Annotated in this window: 19 protein-coding genes and 5 tRNA genes; 16 read left to right on the forward strand and 8 right to left on the reverse strand. The window is 35.7% G+C overall.

Annotated features, from left to right (window positions below):
* Positions 1-44: 44 nt before the first annotated feature.
* From rfbA to DF185_RS11095, 5 genes are read left to right on the forward strand one after another with little or no spacing between them, the layout of a single operon-like run.
* A complete protein-coding gene (rfbA, locus tag DF185_RS11075) occupies positions 45-911 on the forward strand; it encodes a glucose-1-phosphate thymidylyltransferase RfbA (RefSeq protein ID WP_110360814.1) in 867 nt (288 codons plus the stop codon).
* 11 nt (positions 912-922) lie between these two features.
* Positions 923-1,483 carry a dTDP-4-dehydrorhamnose 3,5-epimerase gene (gene rfbC, locus DF185_RS11080; protein WP_110360815.1) on the forward strand — a complete coding sequence of 187 codons (561 nt, stop codon included), beginning with the start codon at positions 923-925 and terminating at the stop codon, positions 1,481-1,483.
* 9 nt (positions 1,484-1,492) lie between these two features.
* Positions 1,493-2,365, forward strand: a complete 873-nt coding sequence (gene rfbD / locus DF185_RS11085) for a dTDP-4-dehydrorhamnose reductase (RefSeq protein ID WP_110360816.1) — start codon at positions 1,493-1,495, stop codon at positions 2,363-2,365.
* Positions 2,366-2,383: 18 nt separating this feature from the next.
* A complete protein-coding gene (locus tag DF185_RS11090; RefSeq protein ID WP_110360817.1) occupies positions 2,384-4,129 on the forward strand; it encodes a phospho-sugar mutase in 1,746 nt (581 codons plus the stop codon).
* A gap of 44 nt (positions 4,130-4,173) precedes the next feature.
* A complete protein-coding gene (locus DF185_RS11095) occupies positions 4,174-5,394 on the forward strand; it encodes a response regulator (RefSeq protein ID WP_110360818.1) in 1,221 nt (406 codons plus the stop codon).
* On the opposite strand, the gene DF185_RS11100 is transcribed toward DF185_RS11095, so the two are convergent.
* Positions 5,391-6,824 (reverse strand): ATP-dependent DNA helicase, encoded by a 1,434-nt coding sequence (locus DF185_RS11100; protein ID WP_110360819.1) that lies wholly within the window; start codon positions 6,822-6,824, stop codon positions 5,391-5,393. The two genes, DF185_RS11095 and DF185_RS11100, sit on opposite strands and share 4 nt — an antisense overlap.
* Before the next feature lie 89 nt (positions 6,825-6,913).
* Here DF185_RS11100 and DF185_RS11105 point away from each other — a divergent pair, with 89 nt between their 5' ends.
* From DF185_RS11105 to DF185_RS11150, 10 genes are all read left to right on the forward strand, one after another.
* On the forward strand, positions 6,914-7,555 hold the full coding sequence (locus tag DF185_RS11105; protein WP_110360820.1) for a hypothetical protein: 642 nt from the start codon (positions 6,914-6,916) through the stop codon (positions 7,553-7,555).
* Positions 7,556-7,566: 11 nt separating this feature from the next.
* The gene (locus DF185_RS11110; protein ID WP_110360821.1) at positions 7,567-8,415 is read left to right on the forward strand and encodes a DUF3822 family protein; all 849 of its coding nucleotides are present in this window, start codon (positions 7,567-7,569) and stop codon (positions 8,413-8,415) included.
* A complete protein-coding gene (locus DF185_RS11115; RefSeq protein WP_110360822.1) occupies positions 8,406-8,942 on the forward strand; it encodes an RsmD family RNA methyltransferase in 537 nt (178 codons plus the stop codon). Before DF185_RS11110 ends, DF185_RS11115 begins: the two co-directional genes overlap by 10 nt.
* A 166-nt stretch (positions 8,943-9,108) precedes the next feature.
* A tRNA-Asp gene (locus DF185_RS11120) sits at positions 9,109-9,182 on the forward strand.
* Between the two features lie 77 nt (positions 9,183-9,259).
* A tRNA-Asp gene (locus DF185_RS11125) sits at positions 9,260-9,336 on the forward strand.
* Between the two features lie 22 nt (positions 9,337-9,358).
* Positions 9,359-9,432 (forward strand) — tRNA-Asp (locus DF185_RS11130).
* Positions 9,433-9,457: 25 nt separating this feature from the next.
* Positions 9,458-9,534 (forward strand) — tRNA-Asp (locus DF185_RS11135).
* Positions 9,535-9,563: 29 nt separating this feature from the next.
* Positions 9,564-9,637 (forward strand) — tRNA-Asp (locus tag DF185_RS11140).
* A gap of 121 nt (positions 9,638-9,758) precedes the next feature.
* Positions 9,759-10,559, forward strand: coding sequence for a DUF1338 domain-containing protein (locus tag DF185_RS11145; RefSeq protein WP_110360823.1), 801 nt, complete (start codon positions 9,759-9,761; stop codon positions 10,557-10,559).
* Positions 10,560-10,690: 131 nt separating this feature from the next.
* Positions 10,691-13,246 (forward strand): M1 family metallopeptidase, encoded by a 2,556-nt coding sequence (locus tag DF185_RS11150; protein WP_110360824.1) that lies wholly within the window; start codon positions 10,691-10,693, stop codon positions 13,244-13,246.
* Between the two features lie 208 nt (positions 13,247-13,454).
* Here DF185_RS11150 and DF185_RS11155 read toward each other — a convergent pair whose 3' ends face one another.
* The 5 genes from DF185_RS11155 to DF185_RS11175 all read right to left on the reverse strand — a co-directional run bounded on the left by DF185_RS11155 (position 13,455) and on the right by DF185_RS11175 (position 18,019).
* Entirely contained in the window at positions 13,455-14,831 is a 1,377-nt protein-coding gene (locus DF185_RS11155) for an erythromycin esterase family protein (RefSeq protein WP_110360825.1), read from the reverse strand.
* Between the two features lie 119 nt (positions 14,832-14,950).
* Complete coding sequence (locus DF185_RS11160) at positions 14,951-15,394, reverse strand: DMT family transporter (protein ID WP_110360826.1); 444 nt, start codon at positions 15,392-15,394, stop codon at positions 14,951-14,953.
* Between the two features lie 66 nt (positions 15,395-15,460).
* Complete coding sequence (locus tag DF185_RS11165; protein ID WP_110360827.1) at positions 15,461-16,174, reverse strand: pirin family protein; 714 nt, start codon at positions 16,172-16,174, stop codon at positions 15,461-15,463.
* A gap of 151 nt (positions 16,175-16,325) precedes the next feature.
* Entirely contained in the window at positions 16,326-17,018 is a 693-nt protein-coding gene (locus DF185_RS11170) for a LytR/AlgR family response regulator transcription factor (RefSeq protein ID WP_110360828.1), read from the reverse strand.
* Positions 17,015-18,019, reverse strand: coding sequence for a sensor histidine kinase (locus tag DF185_RS11175; protein ID WP_110360829.1), 1,005 nt, complete (start codon positions 18,017-18,019; stop codon positions 17,015-17,017). Before DF185_RS11175 ends, DF185_RS11170 begins: the two co-directional genes overlap by 4 nt.
* A gap of 215 nt (positions 18,020-18,234) precedes the next feature.
* On the opposite strand from DF185_RS11175, the gene DF185_RS11180 reads away from it, so the two are divergent.
* Complete coding sequence (locus DF185_RS11180) at positions 18,235-20,619, forward strand: TonB-dependent receptor (RefSeq protein ID WP_110360830.1); 2,385 nt, start codon at positions 18,235-18,237, stop codon at positions 20,617-20,619.
* 75 nt (positions 20,620-20,694) lie between these two features.
* Here the strand turns inward: DF185_RS11180 and DF185_RS11185 are convergent, their stop codons facing one another.
* Both DF185_RS11185 and DF185_RS11190 read right to left on the reverse strand, forming a co-directional pair.
* Entirely contained in the window at positions 20,695-21,786 is a 1,092-nt protein-coding gene (locus DF185_RS11185) for an acyltransferase family protein (RefSeq protein WP_110360831.1), read from the reverse strand.
* Positions 21,783-23,219, reverse strand: a complete 1,437-nt coding sequence (locus tag DF185_RS11190; protein WP_110360832.1) for a flavin monoamine oxidase family protein — start codon at positions 23,217-23,219, stop codon at positions 21,783-21,785. Before DF185_RS11190 ends, DF185_RS11185 begins: the two co-directional genes overlap by 4 nt.
* Positions 23,220-23,391 lie beyond the last annotated feature (172 nt).

Here is a 23,391-nt window from a genome sequence, read left to right on the forward strand (position 1 = left end):
TTATTGCAAGCCAATCACTTACACTGAAATTCAAAATAATATATATGAAAGGAATTATATTAGCCGGAGGATCGGGCACAAGACTTTACCCAATCACAAAAAGTATTTCAAAGCAAATTATACCAATTTACGACAAGCCGATGATTTATTATCCATTATCGGTTTTAATGCTTGCCGGCATCAAGGAGATTCTTATCATTTCAACTCCCAAAGATCTCCCTCTTTATAAAAATTTATTTGATGATGGTAGTCAATATGGCCTGGATATTTCTTATGCTGAACAACCATCACCTGATGGCTTGGCACAAGCTTTTATTATTGGCGAAGAGTTTATTGGCGATAGTCCTGTTTGTATGATTCTTGGTGATAACCTATACTATGGATATGAATTTAGCAAGCAGTTGGAAGAATCAGCTAAATTAACCGAAGGAGCTTATGTGTTTGGATATCATGTAAACGATCCTGAAAGATATGGTGTTGCTGAATTTGATGAGAATGGTTTGGTAAAAAGCCTGGAAGAAAAGCCTGAAAATCCAAAATCGAACTATGCAGTAACTGGTTTATATTTTTACGATAACACGGTTGTTGAGAAGGCGAAAGCATTGAAACCATCGAAACGTGGTGAACTTGAAATTACCGATCTGAACAAAATTTATTTGGAAGAAAATAAACTTAGCTTAAAGGTGTTAGGTCGTGGAATGGCATGGTTAGATACTGGAACTCATGAAAGCATGCTACAAGCATCAAATTTTATTGCTACCATTGAGCAGCGACAAGGTTTAAAAGTTGCATGTATCGAAGAGATAGCTTATCGCAATGGATTTATCAACAAAGAACAACTTTTAAAATTAGCTGAGCCATTGCTAAAAAATCAATACGGACAATATTTGGTTCGAATCAGTCAAGAATAACAACCTAAGAAATGGAAATAATAAAAACCGAAATTCCTGATTTATTAATTATTCAGCCCAGAGTATTTGAAGATGAAAGAGGATATTTCTTCGAAAGCTATAACGAAAATGAATTCCTTAAGCACAATTTAAACTTGAATTTTATTCAGGACAATGAGTCGAAATCAAGTTATGGTGTAATTAGAGGATTGCATTACCAGCTTGCTCCATACTCTCAAACCAAACTGGTTCGCGTAATTGAAGGAAGAGTTTTCGATGTGGCCGTTGATTTAAGAGAAGGCTCGCCTACCTATGGCAAATGGAGAGGCATTGAGTTGTCAGCTGAAAATAAGGTTCAGTTTTTGGTTCCTAGAGGTTTTGCTCATGGATTCTCAGTACTAAGCGAAACTGCAACTTTTGTTTACAAGTGCGACAATCTATACAATCCTGAAGCTGAAAGAGGTCTTAATTTTAACGATCCAAGTTTAAATATTGATTGGAGAATAGATCCTGAAAATGCGATAGTTTCACCAAAGGATAAGGTTTTACCAAACTTTAACGATGCTGAAAAGAATTTCAAATTTGGAAAATAACAGTCACTCATGACAAATATTTTAGTAACAGGAAGCAATGGACAATTGGGTTCTGAGATCAAAGAGTTATCAAAGAATTATCCGAATATCCAATTTGTTTTTACCGATATCGAAGAACTGGATATCACTTCTATTGCTGACATTGAAAGCTTTGCTGCAGGTAAAGAATTTAATTATCTGGTAAACTGTGCTGCCTATACCAATGTAGACGGAGCGGAAGAAAACAAAGAGATGGCAGAACTATTAAATGCCGAAGCGGTGAAGAATTTGGCTACCATTTCGAAGCAAAATAATATTGTTCCAATTCACGTTTCAACCGACTATGTTTTTTCTGGTAAAGGGTTCAAACCTTACAGCGAAGAAGAGCAAACAGAACCGCAAAGTGTTTATGGAGATACCAAGTTAAAAGGAGAAAATTACCTACAGGAAATTTGTCCAAATCATATCACAATTAGAACTTCATGGCTGTATTCTCCATTCGGGAAAAACTTTTTGAAAACCATGTTGAATCTTGGAAAAGAAAGAGATGAGTTACAAGTTGTCACCGATCAAGTTGGTACACCAACCTATGCTTATGATTTAGCCATGTACATAATGCACATCATCGAAAGGTTAGAGAAAGACAATCAATTTGAAGATTTTGGCATTTACCACTATTCAAATGAAGGTGTTTGCAGCTGGTTCGACTTTGCAACTGAAATACAAATTGTTGCCAACAACAAATGTAAAATCAACAGCACTGATAGCGAGAGCTTTAAAACTTTAGCAAAAAGACCTCACTATAGCGTCTTGAATAAATCAAAAATTAAACATATTTTTGAGCTTGATATTCCACACTGGAGGGGAAGGATATCGCATTGTATCAATCGTATAAAAAGTTAACCAAGAAATTTTTCGAAAATGAACAAAACGGAAATTTTAGACAATGTAATTGAAACAGCCAGCAAGTGGCTAGAGGGGAATTATGATCAAGCAACAAAGGATGCTGTAAAAGAACTACTTGATCAGGAAGATAAAACGGCTTTAATAGATTCATTTTACAAAGATTTAGAGTTTGGAACAGGTGGATTAAGAGGTAAAATGGGACCTGGAACCAACCGTATGAATATTTATACAGTAGGTGCTGCAACTCAAGGATTGGCAAACTACTTAAACAAATCATTCCCTAATAAAGAGCAAATTTCTGTTTGTATTGGATATGATTGCCGTAACAACAGCAAATTGTTTTCTGATACCGTTGCAAATATCTTCTCAGCAAACGGAATCAAGGCTTATATTTTCGAAGACTTACGCCCTACTCCAGAAATGTCCTTTGCTATTCGTCATTTGGGATGCCAGTCTGGCGTTATCATTACAGCATCGCACAATCCAAAAGAATACAATGGATACAAGGCATATTGGGAAGATGGATCTCAATTGGTGCCTCCACACGATAAAAATGTAATTGACGAAGTAAAAGCGGTTAAGGTTGAAGATATCAAATTTGAAGGAAATCCTGATTTGATTGAAGTTTTAGGGGCCAAAATGGACAAACTTTATCTTGATACCGTTAAGACATTAAGCCTTTCACCTGAAGCAATTCAGAACCAAAAAGATTTGAAAATTGTATTTACTCCACTGCACGGAACAACTGTAAAATTGGTTCCTGATTCATTGGCAAATTACGGTTTCGAAAATGTAATTCACATTCCTGAACAAGATGTAGTTGATGGAAACTTTCCTACGGTTTGGTCTGCAAATCCAGAAGAACCAGAAGCATTAAAAATGGCTGTTGATAAAGCTGATGAAATTGATGCTGATTTGGTAATGGCTTGCGACCCTGATGGAGACAGGTTAGGAATTTCGGTTAAAAATGACAAAGGTGAATGGGAAATTATCAACGGTAATCAAACTGCATTAATTTTCACCTACTATTTGATTAAGAGAAGACGTGAGTTAGGATTACTTACCGGCAATGATTACGTTGTAAAGACCATTGTAACTACAGAATTATTCAAAGATGTTGCAGAGAAAAACAATGTAGAATGTTTTGATGCATACACTGGATTCAAATGGATTGCAGATGTAATGCGTAAAAATCCGGAAAAGAATTACGTAGGAGGTGGTGAGGAATCATTCGGTTACATGCCAGGTGATTTTACTCGCGACAAAGATGCTGTATCATCTTGTAGCATAATGGCTGAAATTGCTGCCTGGGCAAAAGATCAAGATAAAAACCTTTTTGATATCCTAAAGGAAATCTATTTAGAGTACGGATTCTCTAAAGAGAAAATGATTTATATCGTTCGTGAAGGTTTGCAAGGATCTCAGGAAATTGCACAAATGATGCACGATTACAGATTCAACACGCCAAAAGAAATTAACGGATCGCCTGTTGTATTGGTAAAAGATTACACTACAAGAAAAGCTACAAATCCAATTACCGGAGAAGCTACTGATCTTGATTTCGAAACAACAGCAGATGTACTTCAGATTTACTTAGAGGATGGATCTAAAATTTCTGTTCGCCCTTCTGGTACTGAACCAAAAATCAAATACTATTTCGAAGTACGAGAAGAATTGCCTTCTATAGAGGATTTCTATGCTACTGAGGAAAAAGCAAATAAAAAAATTGAAGGAATAATAGATTCTTTGAATTTAAACTAATATTTTTAGGGTAGCGTTACTGCTACCCTACACTTATTTTATTTATGGACACCAAGAAAACAATTCTTTCTGTTGACGACTCACCTATCAACAACAAGTTGATTGAGGCATATTTTAGACGTGATTATGAAGTAATATCAAAGGAAAGTGGCCAACAAGCCCTAGCCTGGTTAGAAGGAAATATTCCTGATGTGATTTTACTGGATATCATGATGCCCGTTATGGATGGAATTGAAGTTCTTGAACGAATTCAGGCAAACGATAGGCTTAAAGAAATTCCCGTAATTATGGTTACGGCGAAAACTGAGATGGAAAGCATTAAAGCTACTCTGAACCTTGGTGCTCAAGACTACGTTAAAAAGCCGATCGATTTTACCGAATTACAAACAAAGGTCCTGATTGCTTTCCAAATTAATGAACAAAAGCAGGAAATCTCTAAATACAAATCGTATTACGATATCCATCAGGGAATGATTCATGCACAACGCATTCAACGATCCATTCTTCCCGATGCAGAACATTTTAGAAGATTATATCCTAAATCATTCATCATTAATTTACCCAAGCATGTTGTAGGAGGAGATTTTTACTGGATTCAGCAAAATTTCCACAAAAATAGTATTGGTGTTTTCGATTGTACTGGCCATGGTGTTCCTGCAGCTATGCTAACAGTTATGGGACAAATGGAATTACACACTTTGTCTCAAAATGGAAACGAAATACAAGCTGAACAGATCTTCCCACTTTTAAGTAGAAAGTTTAGTAAGCTATTAAATACATCAGCTGATACATACACTCAATATGATGGAATGGATGGTATTTTCTGTTCAATCTATCCGCAAGAACAATTAATTGAATTTGTAGGTGCCAAAAGATCACTGGTTTTAATTAGAGAAAATAATTCTCAGCTAATTGTAAACAACGAAGACACAGAGGCCAAGTTGAGCAACGAACAGTTCTCTTTATTTGAAATTGCAGGAGATAGAAATTCCATTGGAAAAGAATCTGAATTTGTTGAATTTACAGTCAATAAAATTAAGTTTTCACCTGGCGATAGAATATTCTTGTATAGTGATGGAATTACCGATCAATTAGGTGGCGATCATCAAAAAAGACTGAAAAGAAAACAGTTTTTTGAAAAATTGCTCGAAATCCAAACCAAATCAATAAATCTACAAAAATCAGATATATTTACTTGGCTGGAAAAATGGAAAAGTAGCAATGAACAAACCGATGATATCCTTGTTGTAGGAATCGAACTTTAAAATTCAGGTTCATCAGGAAAAAATTCCTTCTTAAAGTTTACCAGATACAATTTCTCTGTAGCACGTGTTAAAGCAGTATACAGCCATCTGTAATATTCCCTATTCAGCAATTCATCAGTAAGGTATCCCTGATCAACAAAAACCGCTTTCCACTGTCCTCCCTGCGCTTTGTGACAAGTCACTGCATAGGCAAACTTAACTTGCAGAGCATTAAAGAATTTATTGTTTCTAATCTTCTCGTAACGTTTTTTCTTGTCTCTGATATCTGAATAATCTTCTGCTATTGTAAAAAATAGCTGTTTGGTTTCCTCATAACCCAAGGAAGCCGTTTCAATATCTAAAGTATCAAGCAGTATCATAGTGTCCAACTCCACATCATTGTAATCCGGAAAGCGAACCGTAACTTCTGCATATCTGTAACCATACAATTCAATATGCTTGCGAATCTTTACGATCTCAACAATATCACCATTGGCAATAAAATCCATCTTTTCGATATCATGAGCCCAGAAATAGTTATTCTTCACTACCATTAACAAATCTCCGGCAGAAATTTCTTCTTCTCGATACATTACTGTGTTTCGAATTCCTTGGTTAAAACGATTTGCTCTTTTATTTGATCTGCTTATTACAATTGTATCCTCAACACCATACTTATAATGAGCAGATGAAAGTTCTTCAATCAGTTCACCTCCGCCTATTTTATAAATATCTGGATAGTTCTGAGTGCTTAAAACAGGGAATCCATCTCTATCATCATTTAGCATGTTTCTTAACTCGGTAGCATTCATCAATATTCCAGAATCCTCATTTTGTCTGACTACCTGTCTTAAAATCAACTCTTCTATATCAAAATGATAACATGCACGCAATTCTTCAGGATCAAGTGCTGGACTGATATCCAATCCGACAGGCGGTAACTGAGCTGAATCACCAATCAATATTAACCTGCAATTTTTCCCCGAGTAAACGTATTCAATCAAATCATCCAACAAACAACCTGAACCAAAAAAGGAAGCTTCCGGCGAATAATTTGAAATCATTGAGGCTTCATCAACAATAAATACAGTGTTGGCATTTAAATTTCTATCCTTTACAAAAACAGCTTCCGCATCTGCAAGCGATTTTTGTCGGTAGATTTTTTTGTGAATTGTAAAAGCAGGCTTTTTTGCATACTGACTTAACACTTTTGCCGCTCGACCTGTTGGCGCTAACAAGACAGATTTTATTTTAAAATCACTCAAAGTTGAAGTTAGAGCACTTACCAAAGTTGTTTTTCCAGTTCCGGCATATCCTTTTAACAAAAATATACTTTGATTTTGAACTCGGGTCACAAAATCCGCTAAACCAACTATAGCCTTAGTTTGATCGCTTGTTGGAGCAAAATTAAGGTGTTCCTTAATCTTCTCAGCCACATGATTTTTTAGCATTTCCGTTAAATTTTATGGATATAAAAATAGCCAAATAGATTTTTTTTTTAAATTTGCAGACAAACTTACACAAACTAATAAGAATAAAAATGAAAAAAGTCTTTCAAATCTTACTTGCCATAGCAATTGTTGCACTAGCTTACTTAAGCTACCAAAGTATTATGACTCCAATTGAATTTGGTAAAATTCAGAAGCAACGTTATGATAGAATTATCGATCAATTAAAAGATATTCGTAAGGCGCAAGTTGCTTATAAAGATGTTAATGGTAAGTATACAGGAAGTTTCGATACTTTGATCAGTTTTATCAAGACCGATTCAATGCCACTTGTAAAGTCAGAAGGAACTCTTACTGATGAGCAATATGAAGCTGGTATGACTGAAAAAGAAGCTGTAAAGAAAGGTTTCATCATTCGTGATACCATTATGATTGCTGCTCTTGATACTCTTTTTGGAAAAGAATATCCAATCGAAAACTTAAGATATGTTCCTTTTACTAAAGGTAAACATCAATTTAAAATGGGTGCTGGTGTTTTCATTACTGGTTCTCAAGTTAAAGTACAAGTTTTCGAAGCTAAAGTTTCTAACATGATCATCTTCGAAGATGTTTATGAAGAGTTCAATGAGGAAATTAAAGAAGAAAACGGAAACCGTATTCGTTTGAATAAATATCCTGGTTTGAAAGTTGGTTCACTTGAAGAAGCGAACAACAATGCTGGTAACTGGGAATAAACAAACTGTTTATGAACGACCTTGTATTTGTTGATTCAACATTTGATAAAGACAAATCGAAAGAATATAAATTATCCATCCGAGTTAGCTCGGATGGATTTTCTTTTTCTATACTCAATGCAAATAAGCACTGCGTAGCTCTAGAACGATTTAAAGTATTCAATCAGAATACTGAATCTGACATCTTAAATTCATTTAAAAAATTAATTAGAAACAATGAATTGCTCAATTTAGAATACAGTTCGGTTGCTGCACTTTGGGTTTCTAATCAAGCTGTAATCATTCCAAATGAATTTTTCAGTAAGGAATTTGCTTTTGAGAGCTACCAACTTTGTCACAATTTAAGTAGTGATGAAGAGTTGCATTGGAACGATTTGGATCATTTGAGTTCGAAGAATGTTTTTGCTGTACCTTTATCCTTTAAAGAGATTCTTGCAAAACAATTTTCGACAATAGAATTCTTCCACAACTCTACTCCATTTTATAAAACTGCCATAAAGGATGAAATTTCTGATAATCATCCTAAGGTTTATGTGAATTTGCAAAAGGAATATTTCCATATTATAATTCCCGACAGAAATGGCAAACATTTTATAAATAGCTTTGTTTACAAAGAGGATGCTGACTTAACCTATCACATTTTAAATGTATACAAGCAGCAAAAACTAAATAACGAAAGGAGTAAGCTAATATTGGATGGTTTGGTACAAGAAGAAAGTAAATCCATTCAGTTGCTAAAAAAATACCTTGCGAAAGTAGAAGTAAAACTTTTACCTGCTAAACTTAGAATTAAAAATGAGATTCCTCACAAGGAATACAATCAATTCATTAATCTTTTAAATTTAACCGAGTGCGAATAGTTAGTGGAACTCACAAAGGAAGAAGAATAACCCCAGATAAAAGCTTTAAGGCTCGCCCTACAACCGATTTTGCAAAAGAGAACCTATTTAATGTTTTAAATAACATTGTAGAAATTGAAGAATTAAGTGTTCTTGACCTTTTTGGAGGTACAGGTGGTATTAGTTATGAATTTGCCTCAAGAGGAGCTGAAAAAGTGATATGCGTTGAACTAAATCATCGCCATTTTGCATTCATTCAAAAAACAGTTCAGGAACTGGGATTAGAGCAAATTCTTCCGATAAAATCGGATGTATTTCGTTTTGTGAAATCATGTCGCCAAAAGTTTGATATGATATTTGCAGATCCTCCATTTGATTTAAAAACTTTAAATACCATTCCTGATTTGATATTCGAAAAAGAATTATTGAATGAAAACGGTACTTTAATTGTTGAACACGGATCTAAAAATGATTTCTCATCTCATCCGAATTTCACAGAAAAAAGAACCTACGGAAGTGTTAACTTTAGTTTTTTCGAATACAAATAATAAGTATTAACCAACGAGTAAAAAAATAAGCATATTTTTATTACAGTGTAACCTACTCAAAACCGCTATATTACTGAGCTTACTCAGTTTTTATCGCAAAAAAAACACAACTAGATATTGCAAGTAAAAAAACTTGCATTATCTTTGCATCGCTATCAAAAAAAACGGTCTGGTAGTTCAGTTGGTTAGAATACATGCCTGTCACGCATGGGGTCGCGAGTTCGAGTCTCGTCCAGACCGCTAAGAAGAGAAAGTTCTTTAAAATATTGAAACAAGAATAATCGAAGTTTAGGATTATTTAAGAACAATACCAATTTGGTCTGGTAGTTCAGTTGGTTAGAATACATGCCTGTCACGCATGGGGTCGCGAGTTCGAGTCTCGTCCAGACCGCCAAGATTTGTTCTTAAAAAATTCTGGTCTGGTAGTTCAGTTGGTTAGAATACATGCCTGTCACGCATGGGGTCGCGAGTTCGAGTCTCGTCCAGACCGCTAAAGATTATTCTTGAAAAATTTTGGTCTGGTAGTTCAGTTGGTTAGAATACATGCCTGTCACGCATGGGGTCGCGAGTTCGAGTCTCGTCCAGACCGCCAAAATAAATAACGTTATTTAATAACATTTTGGTCCGGTAGTTCAGTTGGTTAGAATACATGCCTGTCACGCATGGGGTCGCGAGTTCGAGTCTCGTCCGGACCGCTGAAGAAAATGAAGCCTTTGATTCTTTTGAGTCGAAGGCTTTTTTTTATTGCTTTAAAAATTCTTGTTGGGCATCGATTTTTATTCGTATCTTAATTAAGTCAAAATAAAAATCACACTTATGCAACAACAACTTTTTAACGAACTTTGGAAAAGATACACTGCGCAAAATCCTTCTGCGCAAGCTATACATGATTTATTCTCAAACGAAGGAGAATTAGTTATCAACGATCATGTGGCGTTTCGTACTTTTGATGATCCTAGAATGAACATACAAGTTTTGGCTAAGAAATTCTTGAGAGCAGGATACGAATATGTTGGCGAATACAAATTCGAAGACAAGCATCTAAATGCTGTTCATTTGGAACATCCTACCGAAGAAGCACCAAGAGTTTTTATATCAGAATTAATCCTATCTGAATTTTCTGAGAAGTTTCAGAAAATTATCAGAAAACATCTTAACTCTATTGGAAATGCTTATTACTCCGATCCTGATTTAATTTTTAAAGGTAGCGTTTGGGGTAAGCCTTCTTATGAAACTTATCAGAGCTTAAGAGAAGAGTCGGAATATGGAGCTTGGTTATATGTACATGGATTCAGAGTAAATCATTTTACCGTTAGTATTAATGCTTTGAAAAAATATGATACCATTGAGAAGGTAAATCAGTTTTTGAAAGATAATGGATATCCAATGAATACTTCTGGAGGTGAAATTAAAGGATCTCCCGAGGTTTACTTACAGCAATCATCAACCCTTTCAGATATTATTAAAGTAGAATTTGAAGAAGGCACTTACGATATTCCTGCTTGTTTCTACGAATTTGCTATCCGTTATCCCGATGAGTCAGGAAAACTCTTTTCTGGTTTTATAGCTGCAAATGCCAATAAGATTTTCGATAGCACAAACTACAGAGAAGCATAATCAGATAAAACAATATTCAAAGAGCAAAATTCAAGAACTGGATTTTGCTTTTTTTATGGGGAATTAACAAATGTCACCAAAAATAGAACACAATCCTGTTATCTTTATGTGCAAAATCTAACACACCAAAAATGAACAAACAACTAACACTAATGGTTCTTATTTGCCTACTGTTATCAGCTTGCAATAAGAACACAAAAACTCTTCCTGTTGAAACAGGAGTCGCAAAAACTCTTGCTGATTATCGAAAAATGAATATTTCAAATTTGGAATATCATCTTCAGTTTGATATCCCGGAAGGAAAATCAGAAGAGATCCCTGGAAAAAATAAGATCATTTTTAACTTAGCGAGTACAGATCAGGATTTGCAAATTGATTTCCGCGAGAATGCCAATTTAATCAAATCGGTTAAGGCAAACGGAAAAGCATCTGCTTACCGATTTGAATCGGAACATGTAATCATCCCAAGGGAAGAATTAAATCTAGGACAAAATGAAATCGAACTGGAATTCATTGCGGGTAATACATCCTTAAATCGAAATGATGAATTCTTGTACACTCTTTTTGTGCCGGATCGTGCAAGAACTGCTTTCCCATGTTTTGATCAGCCTAATTTGAAAGCCAATTTTCAGCTGAACATGAGTGTTCCTTCGCATTGGAAAGCCATGGGGAATGGCAAATTAAACCAAACAAAAGAAGAAGGTGATAGAACTTTCTATGAATTTGCTAAAACCAAGCCTCTACCTACCTATTTATTCTCATTTGTAGCAGGTAAGTTCGAAACCATTACTCGTGAACACAATGGTCGCAAACACACCATGTACCATCGTGAAACTGATCCTGAAAAGTTGGCTAATAATACGGATGAAATTTTCCAAATGTTATTCGAGTCATTGGATTGGCTAGAAGAATACACCGATGTTCCCTATCCATTTGCAAAATATGATATTGTTGTAATTCCATCATTCCAATATGGCGGTATGGAACATACAGGAGCAACTCTGTACAATGCCTCGAGAATGTTTTTGGATAAGAATGCTACAAAAAACCGCTTATTGGCACGTGCAAACTTAATTGCACACGAAACAGCCCACATGTGGTTTGGCGATTTGGTTACCATGAAATGGTTCGACCAGGTTTGGTTGAAAGAAATATTTGCCAACTTCCTTGCTGATAAAATTACCAATCCGAGTTTTCCTGAAATGAACCATAATTTAAAATTCCAGATGGCTCATTTTCCAAGTTCATTTAGTGTTGACAGAACTACTGGTCCAAATCCAATCAACCAGGTGTTACCTAACCTAAAAGATGCAGGAACAATGTACGGAGCCATCATTTATCACAAATCGCCAATTGTGATGAACATGTTGGAAAATATTACTGGAAAAGAAGCTCTGAAAAAAGGTTTACAAACCTATATGAAGAATTATGCATATAGTAATGCCAGCTGGGAAGATCTGATTGAAATTTTGGATGCAACCACAGAATTTGACTTGAAACAATGGAGCAAAGTCTGGTTTGATAAAGGAGGAAGACCAACACTGGAATGCAATCTAACATCTGAGAATGGAAAAATTAGTAAGTTGAGCATTTCGCAGAAAGATGCTCATGGAAATACCGGTGACTGGACACAAGATTTGAACCTAATTTTCGGATACAAAGATGAAAGCAAACATATTAAAGCAACAATCGATAAACCAAAGATATTAATTGCAGATGCCAATGGTTTAGATTTACCGGATTACATTATTCCAAACGGTAAAGGCGATGCATATGGATTCTTTAAACTGGATGAAAACAGCAAACAGTATTTGCTAAACGATTTTGATGGTATTAAAGATGATTTGGTTAGAGGAATTGCATTAATCAATCTGTATGAAAATCTTCGTGAAAGATTTGTAACAGGTTCAGAATTTGTTTCAACACTAGAGAAACAAATTTCAAAGGAGCAAAATAGTTTGATTCTTGAGCGCATGCTTTCTTACTTAAAGTCTGCTTATTGGTTAGATTTAAATCAAGATGAAAGAAAACTACTAGGCAAAACATTAGAAGAAAGTCTGTGGATTAGATTAAGCAGTGAACAAGACATGAGCAAGAAATCGAGCTTGTATTCTGCTTTAAGCAGTGTTGCGGAAACTCCAGAAAAATTATCTCAACTTTACAAAGTTTGGAAAGAAGAAATTGCCATTGGCGGTTTTAGCCTTTCGGAAACTAAAGCAACTGCATTGGCATGTAATCTGGCAATTAAAATGCCTGAAAAAGCTGATGAGTTAGTTAAAACACAAACAGAAAGAATCAAAAATCCCGATCGTAAAAAGAAAATGAATTTTGTCGCCCCTGCCCTTTCTGCAAATGCCGAGGTTCGCAAAGAATTCTTCGAGAGCTTAAAGAATGAGGAGAACAGACAAATTGAGCGATGGGCATTAGAAGGATTAGGTTACTTGAACCATCCATTAAGAGAACAGGAAGCATTGAGTTACTTGCCACAAGCATTGGAGTTATTACAAGAAATTCAGGTAACTGGTGATATTTTCTTCCCTTACAATTGGCTAAGCACAAGTTATCGTGGTCACCAATCAAAAGAAGCTGGCGATATCACTCGCAAGTTCCTAGAAGAAAGACCTGATTACCCTGAGAATTTAAAATTGAAAATTTTACAGACTGCAGATGTAGTACTTAAGAAGTAAAAAGTATTAAGGAGAAAAAGTGGCTCTTCTGAAATTGGGAGGGCCATTTTTGGTTTAACCACAAACGCGAATATTTTTCAAAAAGGAATTCAAAGAACATACATAGGAACACTCCATAACATCGAAAGCTTTATAGTCATTTTAAATTGTAGAATTTAAAAAAATCCCCGCCAGGAATTAAAATCTCTAGCCGGGATATTGTTAATTACTAATTGTTTTCCGCTGCTGTCCCTGGACTCACCTCATGCAAATAAAAACAAGCATCCCATTCTGCCGGTTCCATTTTCATGTAGTAATCGTTCTCTCTCAAATTAGTTTCATTCTCAAGCCAAGGATAAGCTTCAAGTGGAGCCTTACTCCAATCAATGAAATAATTTTTCTGAGCTATGGCTTGCATTGTTGTTTCCATCCCATCCAGTTTGACTTCTTGTATGTCATCAACAAACCTTTCAGCCGGACGTTGCCATTTGTTCCAGAATTTTCCTCCTCCATAACACATTCCAATTACGAAGAAATCCTTCCCCAATTCTTGTTTGATGAATTGGGACATAGGAGTAAAATTGCCCCAAACTCCATCTTGTAACTGACTCTTGGTTTTGGTATGTACAACATGATTGATTAAAATGATTTTTGCCTCTTTTCTTTGCTGCAAAGCCCACAATACATTATGTGACATCATTAACTCACGACCATTTAATCCAGCATAACGATGCGGTTCCATTCCTTTTCTATCAGCATAGTTTCGATAGTAGTTCTCTGCCATACGCATGGTAATGCAGTTTTGTCTTGCCCATTGATACTCTTCAGCGTTCCATTTAGCAACATACTTCTCTTCATTCTGATTGAAGTATTCAATTGTCTCATCGAAAATAATTGCCAACTGTGCTTTCTGTTCTGCACTTAACTTTTCCTGATAGTTTACTCTTGCCTGAGTGGTTCCCATTATTTTTAGGATCGGATCAAGCTTTTCTCTTAGTTGTTTTGCATAAGCAGGATCAACCTTTTGCAAATAATCGGTAATTCGTTTCACTGGTGGATACCAATTGGTATAAAATCCACCTATATCGGCTCCATAATACCTCAATACATTATCATGAGACTGATTATATTCACGCATCCAGTCAATCAAACTACGGCCTTCTTCCCAAGCGCCATACATCTTATTGAAACCTTCTTTGTAAATATTTCCGCTTACATCTTTTCCCTGAATAAAATCATATACCATTCTCGATTCCGGCATTCCACTTTCTGTAATAACAGTGTTGAATCCTTTTTCCTGAACTAGGTATTGAATTAATCTTTCGTGCAGTTGCATCATTTCCTTGCAGTTGTGAAATCCTTCACTAATAGCTACCACACGTGCATCACCAATAGACTCAGCAATGGCTTTTAAATCACTATTATCTGATGTCGGCAGTAAAGAGTTAATTACAACAGCATTTTTCTTTCCCCAAGCCACAAAGGCCTTTTCTGCATTTGCTACAATCTCTTCTTTAGTATTTGCTTTGTTTGGAGTTGTGTTGCAACAGGAGAAAGATATTCCCGTCAACAAAATTGTGGTAATAGTTAGTTGTAAAATTTTCATGAAATAGTGTGTTTGTGTTTTTTAGGAAGCTTAAAATTAGGAAAGATTTATCTTTTAACCACAAAGCACACTAAGGTGATTCACAAGGATCACAATAAAATATCGTAATTCGTAATTGATTAGAATTTCTGTATCACTAAAACGCCAGCCAAAATTAAAAGCACACCTGCTATTCTTCCCCAGTTGATTGGTTGAACCGAAACTCCAAATAAGCCAAAATGGTCGATTATCAATGAAAAAGCCAATTGTCCCAATACGATTAGGGCAAAACTTAAAGCTGCACCCAAACGTGGTACCAAGAAGATGACTGATGATACATACACAGCTCCAATTGCTCCACCTATCCAGCCATGAAGAGGAGCTTCTTTAATAGCTTGCAACAAATTATTTGGCGTTCGCATGCCAAGCACCACAAAAAGTAGAATCGTACCACCAACAATAAAGTTGACCAATGCAGCCATTAGAGGTGCCTTAAGAAATGAACCCAACTTGGCATTCACACTGGCTTGTATTGGCATTAAGCAGCCAACCAACAAAATCAAAATCATCAGGAAATATCTCATAGCTTCTTCTTTTGTTGCAAAAATAGTTAATTCTACGAGCTTATCTCTCTTACCTTATTAAATCGATTATTGATTCATTGGAACTTCCATCAACAAAATTTTGGAGTCTTTCTCAGCTTTTATCGAAATGGTATCAGTTCCCCAAATGCCCATTCCATCTCTCTTTCGCAATTCCTGATTTTCAATGACTGCACTTCCTTCAATAACGAAAGCATAAACACCATAGTCATTTGAATGGAGCTGATATTGATTATCGGTAGAAAGAGTGAACTGTCCCAAGTTGAACCATGCATTCTGATGGATCCATACTCCCTGATCATTGGCATTTGGAGATAGAATTTGATTGAACTGATTCTCCTTGGAAATATCGGCTATGGAAATCTGATCGTAACGAGGCTCTACCTGTTGTTGATTTGGAATTACCCAAATCTGAAGGAATTGCACTGCCCTATCGTGATTTTTATTGTATTCGCTGTGATAAACTCCAGTCCCAGCACTCATCACCTGAATATCGCCGGCTTTTATTCTTGCAATATTCCCCATGCTATCCTTGTGCTCCAATTCTCCTTCCAAGGGTATCGAAATGATCTCCATATTCTCATGAGGATGTGTCCCGAATCCTTTTCCTGCATCAACGGTATCGTCGTTGATAACTCGCAATACTCCAAACTGAATTCTGTCGGGATTGTAATAATTCGCAAAACTAAAAGTATGATAGGAATTCAGCCAGCCATGATTGGCATGTCCCCTTGTGTTGGCCTTGTGCAATACTGTGTTCATCGATTCTAATTTTTGTATCAATAAATAAACACTTAATGATTGGAAATGTTCGTATTAATCTCTGCTACATTTATTCATTAAGATAGAATGATTTACCAAATAAAAAGCACTCTATGTTTTTACGAAAGATTACTAAATATTTAAATTTCTTCTACCTATTCTGACCAGACAATTTATCTTTTAGTATCTGTTTGTATTTTCTACCGATCGGAAGCACCTGTTTGTTTACAATTATTGAGTTTGCAGAAATCTTTTCAATTTTATCCAATGACACGATATAAGATCTATGTATTTGGCAAAATTGCTGCTTCGACAAAGTTTCATTCCAATATTTCAATGGCAAGCTAACCATATGCTTTTTACTGGAGCAATACAGAAAGGTGTAATCCCCATCTGATTTAACATAGAGAATTTCAGAAAGGTCAACACTAACGTATTCATAGCCTATTTTCACCAATATACTTTCACTCTTCTTTTCTGTATTCTCATCTTTTAATACTTGTTGAACCCTATCCATTGCTTTTATAAAGCGATCATATGAAATAGGTTTTAAGAGGTAATCCAACACTTCGAACTCATATGATTGAACTGCATATTCATGAAAAGCTGTAGTTAAAATCACCAAAGGTTTATAAGGTAGAATCTTTAAAAAATCCATACCGGAAATCTTTGGTAAATGTATATCCAGAAAAATCAAATCAACATGAATCTCTTGCAAGTATTCCAAAGCCAGAATCGGATCGGAGAATACCTCTTTTATTTGCACATTGCCATAATCAGCAACATACTTCTTTAATATTCGCTGAGCCGGAGCCTGATCTTCTATGATAATGCAGGTAATCATTGTTTTAACTGATTCAAATCGATTTCTAAATTGACCTTATACTCAGAATAACTCCTTGATGCTTCCAATTGATAAGCGCCTGGATACAACAAATCCAATCGGGCTTGCACATTCTGCAGGCCTATTCCGCCTTCTATATCTTTTAAATTCACATTTACATCAAAACTGTTCTTACAATAAAACCTCAACTGCCCCTCAATCATTTCCACAGAAATTTGAATCTCTATTCCTTCCGATTGACTGGCTAAACTATATTTAAAAGCATTTTCAACAAAGACAATTAAAATCATGGGAGCAATATAAAAATCACTCTCAATCTTAGATCTATATTCTACTATTCCTTTGCCTTCCAATTGCAGTTCATTCAACTTGATAAATGAACCCAGATGTTGCAGCTCCTTTTCTAAGCTCACAGCATTTTCCTTACAATCATACAACATGTATCGCAACATGGAAGACAACTCCAAAATAATATCAGGTGTTTTGGGTGAATTCTCAATGGCATAAGAATACAGGTTATTCAAATTATTGAACAGGAAATGCGGATTAATTTGCTGCTTCAAATAATCCAACTTACTTTCTGCTATCATTCGATTCAATTGCTCAACCTTATTTTGATTTACAGTAGCATCCCAAACAAATTTACTTGCTACCAATATTAATATCAAAGGCAAAATATCTAGTAAACTGTGAATGAATCCAAAATATCTACCTCGACTTTCCGGATAAAAAATCTGCTCCAAAATAAATTCTTCAATAAACATTGCAAGACCACAAATCAGAATGAAACCAATACTGAATTTGATGTATTTCTTCTTGTAATAGAATCGAGGCAAAAAAATGTAATTTACAATTAGAGCCATTAAAAAGTAATTTAATAAAAAGAAAATCTCATCCCAATGAAAATGTGGATGATGCTTATCAAATACTATTAATAGCATCAATAGTAAAACTATCAGAAACTGAAATAAAAGCTCTTTGTAAATTGATTTGATTTTCATCTATAAATTCTTGACTATTCTATTCAAAAGTAGATATACTTTCGATTGTATAGTATACGAATCGACCAACTACCATATTAAGCGGTTGTACAACCAATATTCTACCCAATTAGCATTCAAACAACAATTAATCGTCGCTTATCGATCTTCTTTGTCTGCCTTTCCTTTTCAAAATAGATTTGAAATTAAAAATCACACTATAAAATTCTAAAATAATGAAACGATACTTAAGTTCTGCAATATTAATCATCAGCATGTTCTTTTGCTTTCAAGCATTTTCCGAAAATAATCTCCGAAAAGTAATCATCACGGGCAAGGTAATGGAAAAAAACAGTAATACTCCCATTGAATATGCTACCATTTCGATTCATGAAATGGATGGCAAATTAATTACCGGTGGCATAAGTGGACATGATGGTAGCTTTCATTTGGAATCAAATCGCAAAGATTTTTTTATTAAAATAAGCTTTATAGGTTATGAAAGTCAGGAAATAAAAGAATTTGAACTTAATAACAACCGAGTATTACTAAACAATATTCATTTGGCAAGTGCACATGCTCAATTGGATGACGTGGTGGTAAGGGCTGAAAAATCCAAAACGGTATTCAAACTCGACAAAAGAGTTTTTAATGTAGGTAAAGATTTGGTTGGCTCAGGCGGCAGTGCCCTGGATATTCTTAACAATGTTCCATCGGTTGATGTTGACATTGAGGGAAACATTAGCCTTAGGGGAAACACCAGTGTTCAAATGCTGATTAATGGCAAACCATCGGTAATGGCCAGTAGCAAAACACTGGGAACAATTACTTCGGATATGATAGAAAGAGTTGAAGTGGTTACCAATCCTTCGGCTAAGTACGATGCAGAAGGAACCAGTGGAATTATCAATATCATCCTGAAAAAGGACAATAAAAAAGGTTTAAACGGAGCTGTTACTGCCAATATTGGAACTCCCAAGAATTACAGTCTGGGACTTAGCATGAATAAAAGAACCGAAAAACTCAATTTGTTTACTCAGATAGGTATTGGGGATAGAAGGTTTTTATCGGAAAGTTATAACAAAACGATCAACTACAACAATCCTCTTAAGCCACAAACCATATCGAAGGGTGATGGGGAGAAAAATGAACAATTCTACAATTTCATTTTAGGTGCTGATTATCACATCACCAAATATCAAACCTTAAGCATTTCGGGACATTATGCTTTTGAAAATGAAAAGCAATATTCGACCACCGATTACGAATATTCAGAGCTAGAGGGAAACAATACGGAAGAAGCACAAAGAAAAGAATCAACAAAAGCCACCAATCCAAAATGGCAATACGAAGTAAATTACAGTAAAGAGTTTGCCGACAACAAGGATCGTAAACTTACGGCCAGTGCAACAGGCTCATTCTTTGGTAAAGATAAAACATCCACCTACACCAATACTGGCGCAGGCAACTTTCTGCGCTTGAATGATGAGAAAATTCTGAATGATTTTTCAGATGTTGAATACAGTTTCCAAGCGGATTACACCCATCCTTTCTCGAAGAAAATTACCTGGGAAAGCGGTGCTAAAATGGACATCAACAAGAATGAGAATAGCATAGAACAACAAGATAATGATGGTAACGATTGGGTGATAAATCCCAATTTAAGTAATGAATTTCATTACGATCAATCCATATCAGCCTTATATAGTACATACGCTTACGAAGGAGAAAAAATTGGATTTAAAGCCGGCCTAAGAGCTGAACATGAATATAGAAAGAGTGAGTTGGTTAACAACAAGGAAAAGAATTCAAATAATGATACCAAATTATTTCCTAGTTTTCATACTTCTTACAAGTTTAGCGATCAGTTTTCTGTGCAAGCAGGTTACTCCAAAAGAATCAGACGACCACACATGTGGGATTTGAATCCATTCATTTCCTATCGCGATCCTTTTAATGTCAGCAAAGGAAATCCAAATCTGAAACCTAGTTTAAGTGATTCTTTTGAATTAACCGCTATCTCTACTTTTAAGTCGGGTTCGGTAAATGCTTCACTTTTTTATCGCGAAACAACAGATGTGGTAGATGATGTTTATTTCATTAAGGATAACGTTACCACAAGTATGCCGGCAAATGTTGGAAAAAGCCAAAATACGGGAATAGAAATCAACAGTAAAGTAGATCCATTGAAATGGTTCTCGATCTTGGCTGAAGGGAATTTCATGTACTACAAAAGGACAGGGAATTACGAAGATCAAAACTTCGATTTCAACAACAATTCATGGTCTACTCGTTTAACTGCCAAATTCAAATTGCCATACCATATTGATGCGGAATATAAATTCAGATACCGTTCAAAATCAGAAAGTCTTCAAGGATATTACAAGGCCTCGAGTTATTCCGATTTTGGCATTCGCAAAAAATTCATGAAAGGAAAGGCTGTGGTTAATCTAAGTGTGAAAGACATTTTCAATTCACGAAAGCGCAAATATGAATCGAAAAGTACAAGTTTTTATACCTACAACGAACATCAGCGCAGCGGAAGAATTGTTGTGTTAGGACTTAGCTTTGGTTTTGGAAAAGGAGAAACCATGGAGTATTCAGGAGTAAAGATGTTTTAGCTGTAATTGATATAATTAGTTAGTGAAGCTAATAGCTTAAAGACCTGTCAGGTGTCAAAAACCTGACAGGTCTTATTATATCAATTTAATTTGTCTCTTAGCCAATAGGTGAGAAAATCCATCGGCAACAAGAAAAATGATTACGGAAAGTATTACAAATACTACAATATCATAAGTTTCAGGATAGACATACCATTGTAGCCAGCCTATCAAAACCCAGTGAATAAAATAGATCTCGGTTACATTTTTACTCCATCTCTTGAATTGATTTACCACAAATTCGGGTAATATTCTCATCAATAGAAACAACATACTTATCCAAGTCAAAACAAATAGGAGAAATACTAGATTTGCCGCAAAATCGTGATGATAATAGGCCAATTCTGTTTCCATGCCTAATCCCATCCCCAGCACACCTGCGAAAAAGAGAACACCAGCCACTGTAGCTAGTAAAGAAACAAGAAAAAGCCACTTGTAAAAAGTTTTCTTATCGGTACATCGAATCAGTAATTGAGCAAACACATAACCCGTGATGGGATAAAATATCCAGCTAAGAAAAGGAAATTCGGAATACTCACTCGATCCCCAAAACAGCCCTGTAATTGCCGACCACAGATAATCTTCGGTTTGAATGCTTTGCAAGGAATAATTCATTGAGGCAAAAATGAGTGCAAAGTAAAGAACCATATACCACTTTAGGCTCATCCATGTATACAAAGCAAAAAATATCATGGCCAATCCGGCAAATTGCAAAATATCCACATCAATGAATCCTTCAATGGCTGCCTCCAAGCTCTCTTTTGTTCCAAGTGTGAAGTAATCTATCAATTCGGGTAAACTTTCTCTAAAAAAGTTCAAAACATATCCAGCCAAAAGAATATACAATCCTCTTTTAAAAAATATTCCAGGATTATCATTCTTTGTGTAAAGAAATCCCAATCCCATTAAAAACATGAAAACAGGGGCGGCAGGCACACCTCCCAAAAAGTCAATCAACCCACCAAATCCTGATTCTACAATATCCTCTTTTGAGAATGACATTTGTACATGTACCAACACCATAAAGAAAACCGCTAGCCCACGGGCAATATCCATCTCAAGCTGTCTGCCCGTATTTACAATCTCTTTTGAAAACTCGGGCATAGAAGGAAATAATACTTTCATCATTGCTTCAAATATTTTTTCACATTCTTAGCCGCATTTATAGCTGAGGTTAAAGCCCCATCAACCGTGGCGTAAACCATATAGTCGCCTGCCAGAAACACCGGACCTTTTGTGTCAGGATGCTTCAATAGCAAATCCAGTTTTGGAGCATATAAAGGTGAAAAAATTGGAAAGGCATACTCAAACCTATTGATATCATAGTCAATTACCTCCTGCTTAAAATTTGGATAATGTTTCACCAGTGTTTGATAGGCATTGGCCAACAAAACCGCATCACTTTGCTTATTGAAATTATGGTCGTAAGCCGACTCTGGTGCCATATAAACCGAAAGAATGGACTTCCCTGTATAATCGTTGCTTACCTGTGGTCTTGTAGCATCGTAAAGTGTAACCACCTGTCCTTCATCGATACAAGATACCGACCAGGTTTCTTTCAGCATTCTTTTCTTGGTGAAGAAGTTAATGGTAGCATATTGCGAATACTGAATCTTTTGCAATGTTTCTTTCAGCTCTTCTGCAAAATCATCGCCTAATAAATTTGCTGTTACAGGTGCTGGAGTAGCCATTATTACCGATCTGGCACGTACCTCATGACTTACACCATCCTTCACATATTGCACTTTTACAGTAGAATCTTCATTCACATCAACCTGTTGTACATATGCGCCGTTAACAACACTATTTCCCAATTTCTTTGCGAGCACCTGTACTACACTATACATTCCCTCTTCAAAAGAGTATACCTCACTCTCGTTGATCGATTCAACCGTAGGCAAATCAAATGCCATTTCAGGAATATTGAAAAACATGGAGTAGTTGGCATTATCGGTTCCAAACAAACCTCTATTTTCAATGTCTACAAACTTCTGTAGAAGTTCAGAATAGCCTTGTTTGCTCATCCAATCTTTCACCGATATCTGATCCAGCTTTTCGTAGTCCATTAGGTATTCCTGATCATCAAATATCACATCTTCGATATCATCATCATTCAAGCGCTGCAAATGCAACATCAGTTTGTAATGCTGTTGTTTCTCCTCCATGCTCAGAAAATCGAGCAGTTCATTTCCAAAATAGAATTGTCCCTTATAGGCAATCCCATCGGTAGGAGCAGGAATTTGTTTTGCTTTTATGCCAAGTTTATTGAGAACTTTCTTTAGTACACCATCAGGTTTCCCAATGTATTCGGTTCCCTTTGGATAATGAAATCCATTCCAATGTCCCGAAATACATCTACCTCCCGGAACCTTCTCTTTTTCGAGAACCAATACATTTTTATTCTTTAAGTAATAAGCTGCAGTCAATCCACTAAAACCTCCCCCAACAATTACAACATCGTAATCGTAGTTGCCACTATTCATATCGTGGCCATCTGAATTACATCCCAATGCCAACTGGACAGTTAGTAATAGAACTAGTAAATAAGAATATTTTTTCATCGCTTTTCAGTTTTAATTGTTAATCGATGACAAACCTATAGATCTGAAAGCGCATGAAAGTGTCGGTTGAGAAGGAAGGACTTTTTATGCAGGTTTTAGGAGTGTAGACTTAGAAGGAAAGACCGATCAAACCACTAACAATGAGCAATGAGTAATGAGTAATGAGTAATGA

Origin of the sequence: Marinifilum breve (assembly GCF_003202155.1) — a bacterium.
Taxonomy (GTDB): Bacteria; Bacteroidota; Bacteroidia; order Bacteroidales; family Marinifilaceae; genus Marinifilum; species Marinifilum breve.

Coding starts and splice junctions, on each gene's coding strand:
- rfbA (WP_110360814.1), top strand. CDS start 45: ATGAAAGGAATTATATTAGCCGGAGGATCGGGCACAAGACTTTACCCA.
- rfbC (WP_110360815.1), top strand. CDS start 923: ATGGAAATAATAAAAACCGAAATTCCTGATTTATTAATTATTCAGCCC.
- rfbD (WP_110360816.1), top strand. CDS start 1,493: ATGACAAATATTTTAGTAACAGGAAGCAATGGACAATTGGGTTCTGAG.
- DF185_RS11090 (WP_110360817.1), top strand. CDS start 2,384: ATGAACAAAACGGAAATTTTAGACAATGTAATTGAAACAGCCAGCAAG.
- DF185_RS11095 (WP_110360818.1), top strand. CDS start 4,174: ATGGACACCAAGAAAACAATTCTTTCTGTTGACGACTCACCTATCAAC.
- DF185_RS11100 (WP_110360819.1), bottom strand. CDS start 6,824: ATGCTAAAAAATCATGTGGCTGAGAAGATTAAGGAACACCTTAATTTT.
- DF185_RS11105 (WP_110360820.1), top strand. CDS start 6,914: ATGAAAAAAGTCTTTCAAATCTTACTTGCCATAGCAATTGTTGCACTA.
- DF185_RS11110 (WP_110360821.1), top strand. CDS start 7,567: ATGAACGACCTTGTATTTGTTGATTCAACATTTGATAAAGACAAATCG.
- DF185_RS11145 (WP_110360823.1), top strand. CDS start 9,759: ATGCAACAACAACTTTTTAACGAACTTTGGAAAAGATACACTGCGCAA.
- DF185_RS11150 (WP_110360824.1), top strand. CDS start 10,691: ATGAACAAACAACTAACACTAATGGTTCTTATTTGCCTACTGTTATCA.
- DF185_RS11155 (WP_110360825.1), bottom strand. CDS start 14,831: ATGAAAATTTTACAACTAACTATTACCACAATTTTGTTGACGGGAATA.
- DF185_RS11160 (WP_110360826.1), bottom strand. CDS start 15,394: ATGAGATATTTCCTGATGATTTTGATTTTGTTGGTTGGCTGCTTAATG.
- DF185_RS11165 (WP_110360827.1), bottom strand. CDS start 16,174: ATGAACACAGTATTGCACAAGGCCAACACAAGGGGACATGCCAATCAT.
- DF185_RS11170 (WP_110360828.1), bottom strand. CDS start 17,018: ATGATTACCTGCATTATCATAGAAGATCAGGCTCCGGCTCAGCGAATA.
- DF185_RS11175 (WP_110360829.1), bottom strand. CDS start 18,019: ATGAAAATCAAATCAATTTACAAAGAGCTTTTATTTCAGTTTCTGATA.
- DF185_RS11180 (WP_110360830.1), top strand. CDS start 18,235: ATGAAACGATACTTAAGTTCTGCAATATTAATCATCAGCATGTTCTTT.
- DF185_RS11185 (WP_110360831.1), bottom strand. CDS start 21,786: ATGATGAAAGTATTATTTCCTTCTATGCCCGAGTTTTCAAAAGAGATT.
- DF185_RS11190 (WP_110360832.1), bottom strand. CDS start 23,219: ATGAAAAAATATTCTTATTTACTAGTTCTATTACTAACTGTCCAGTTG.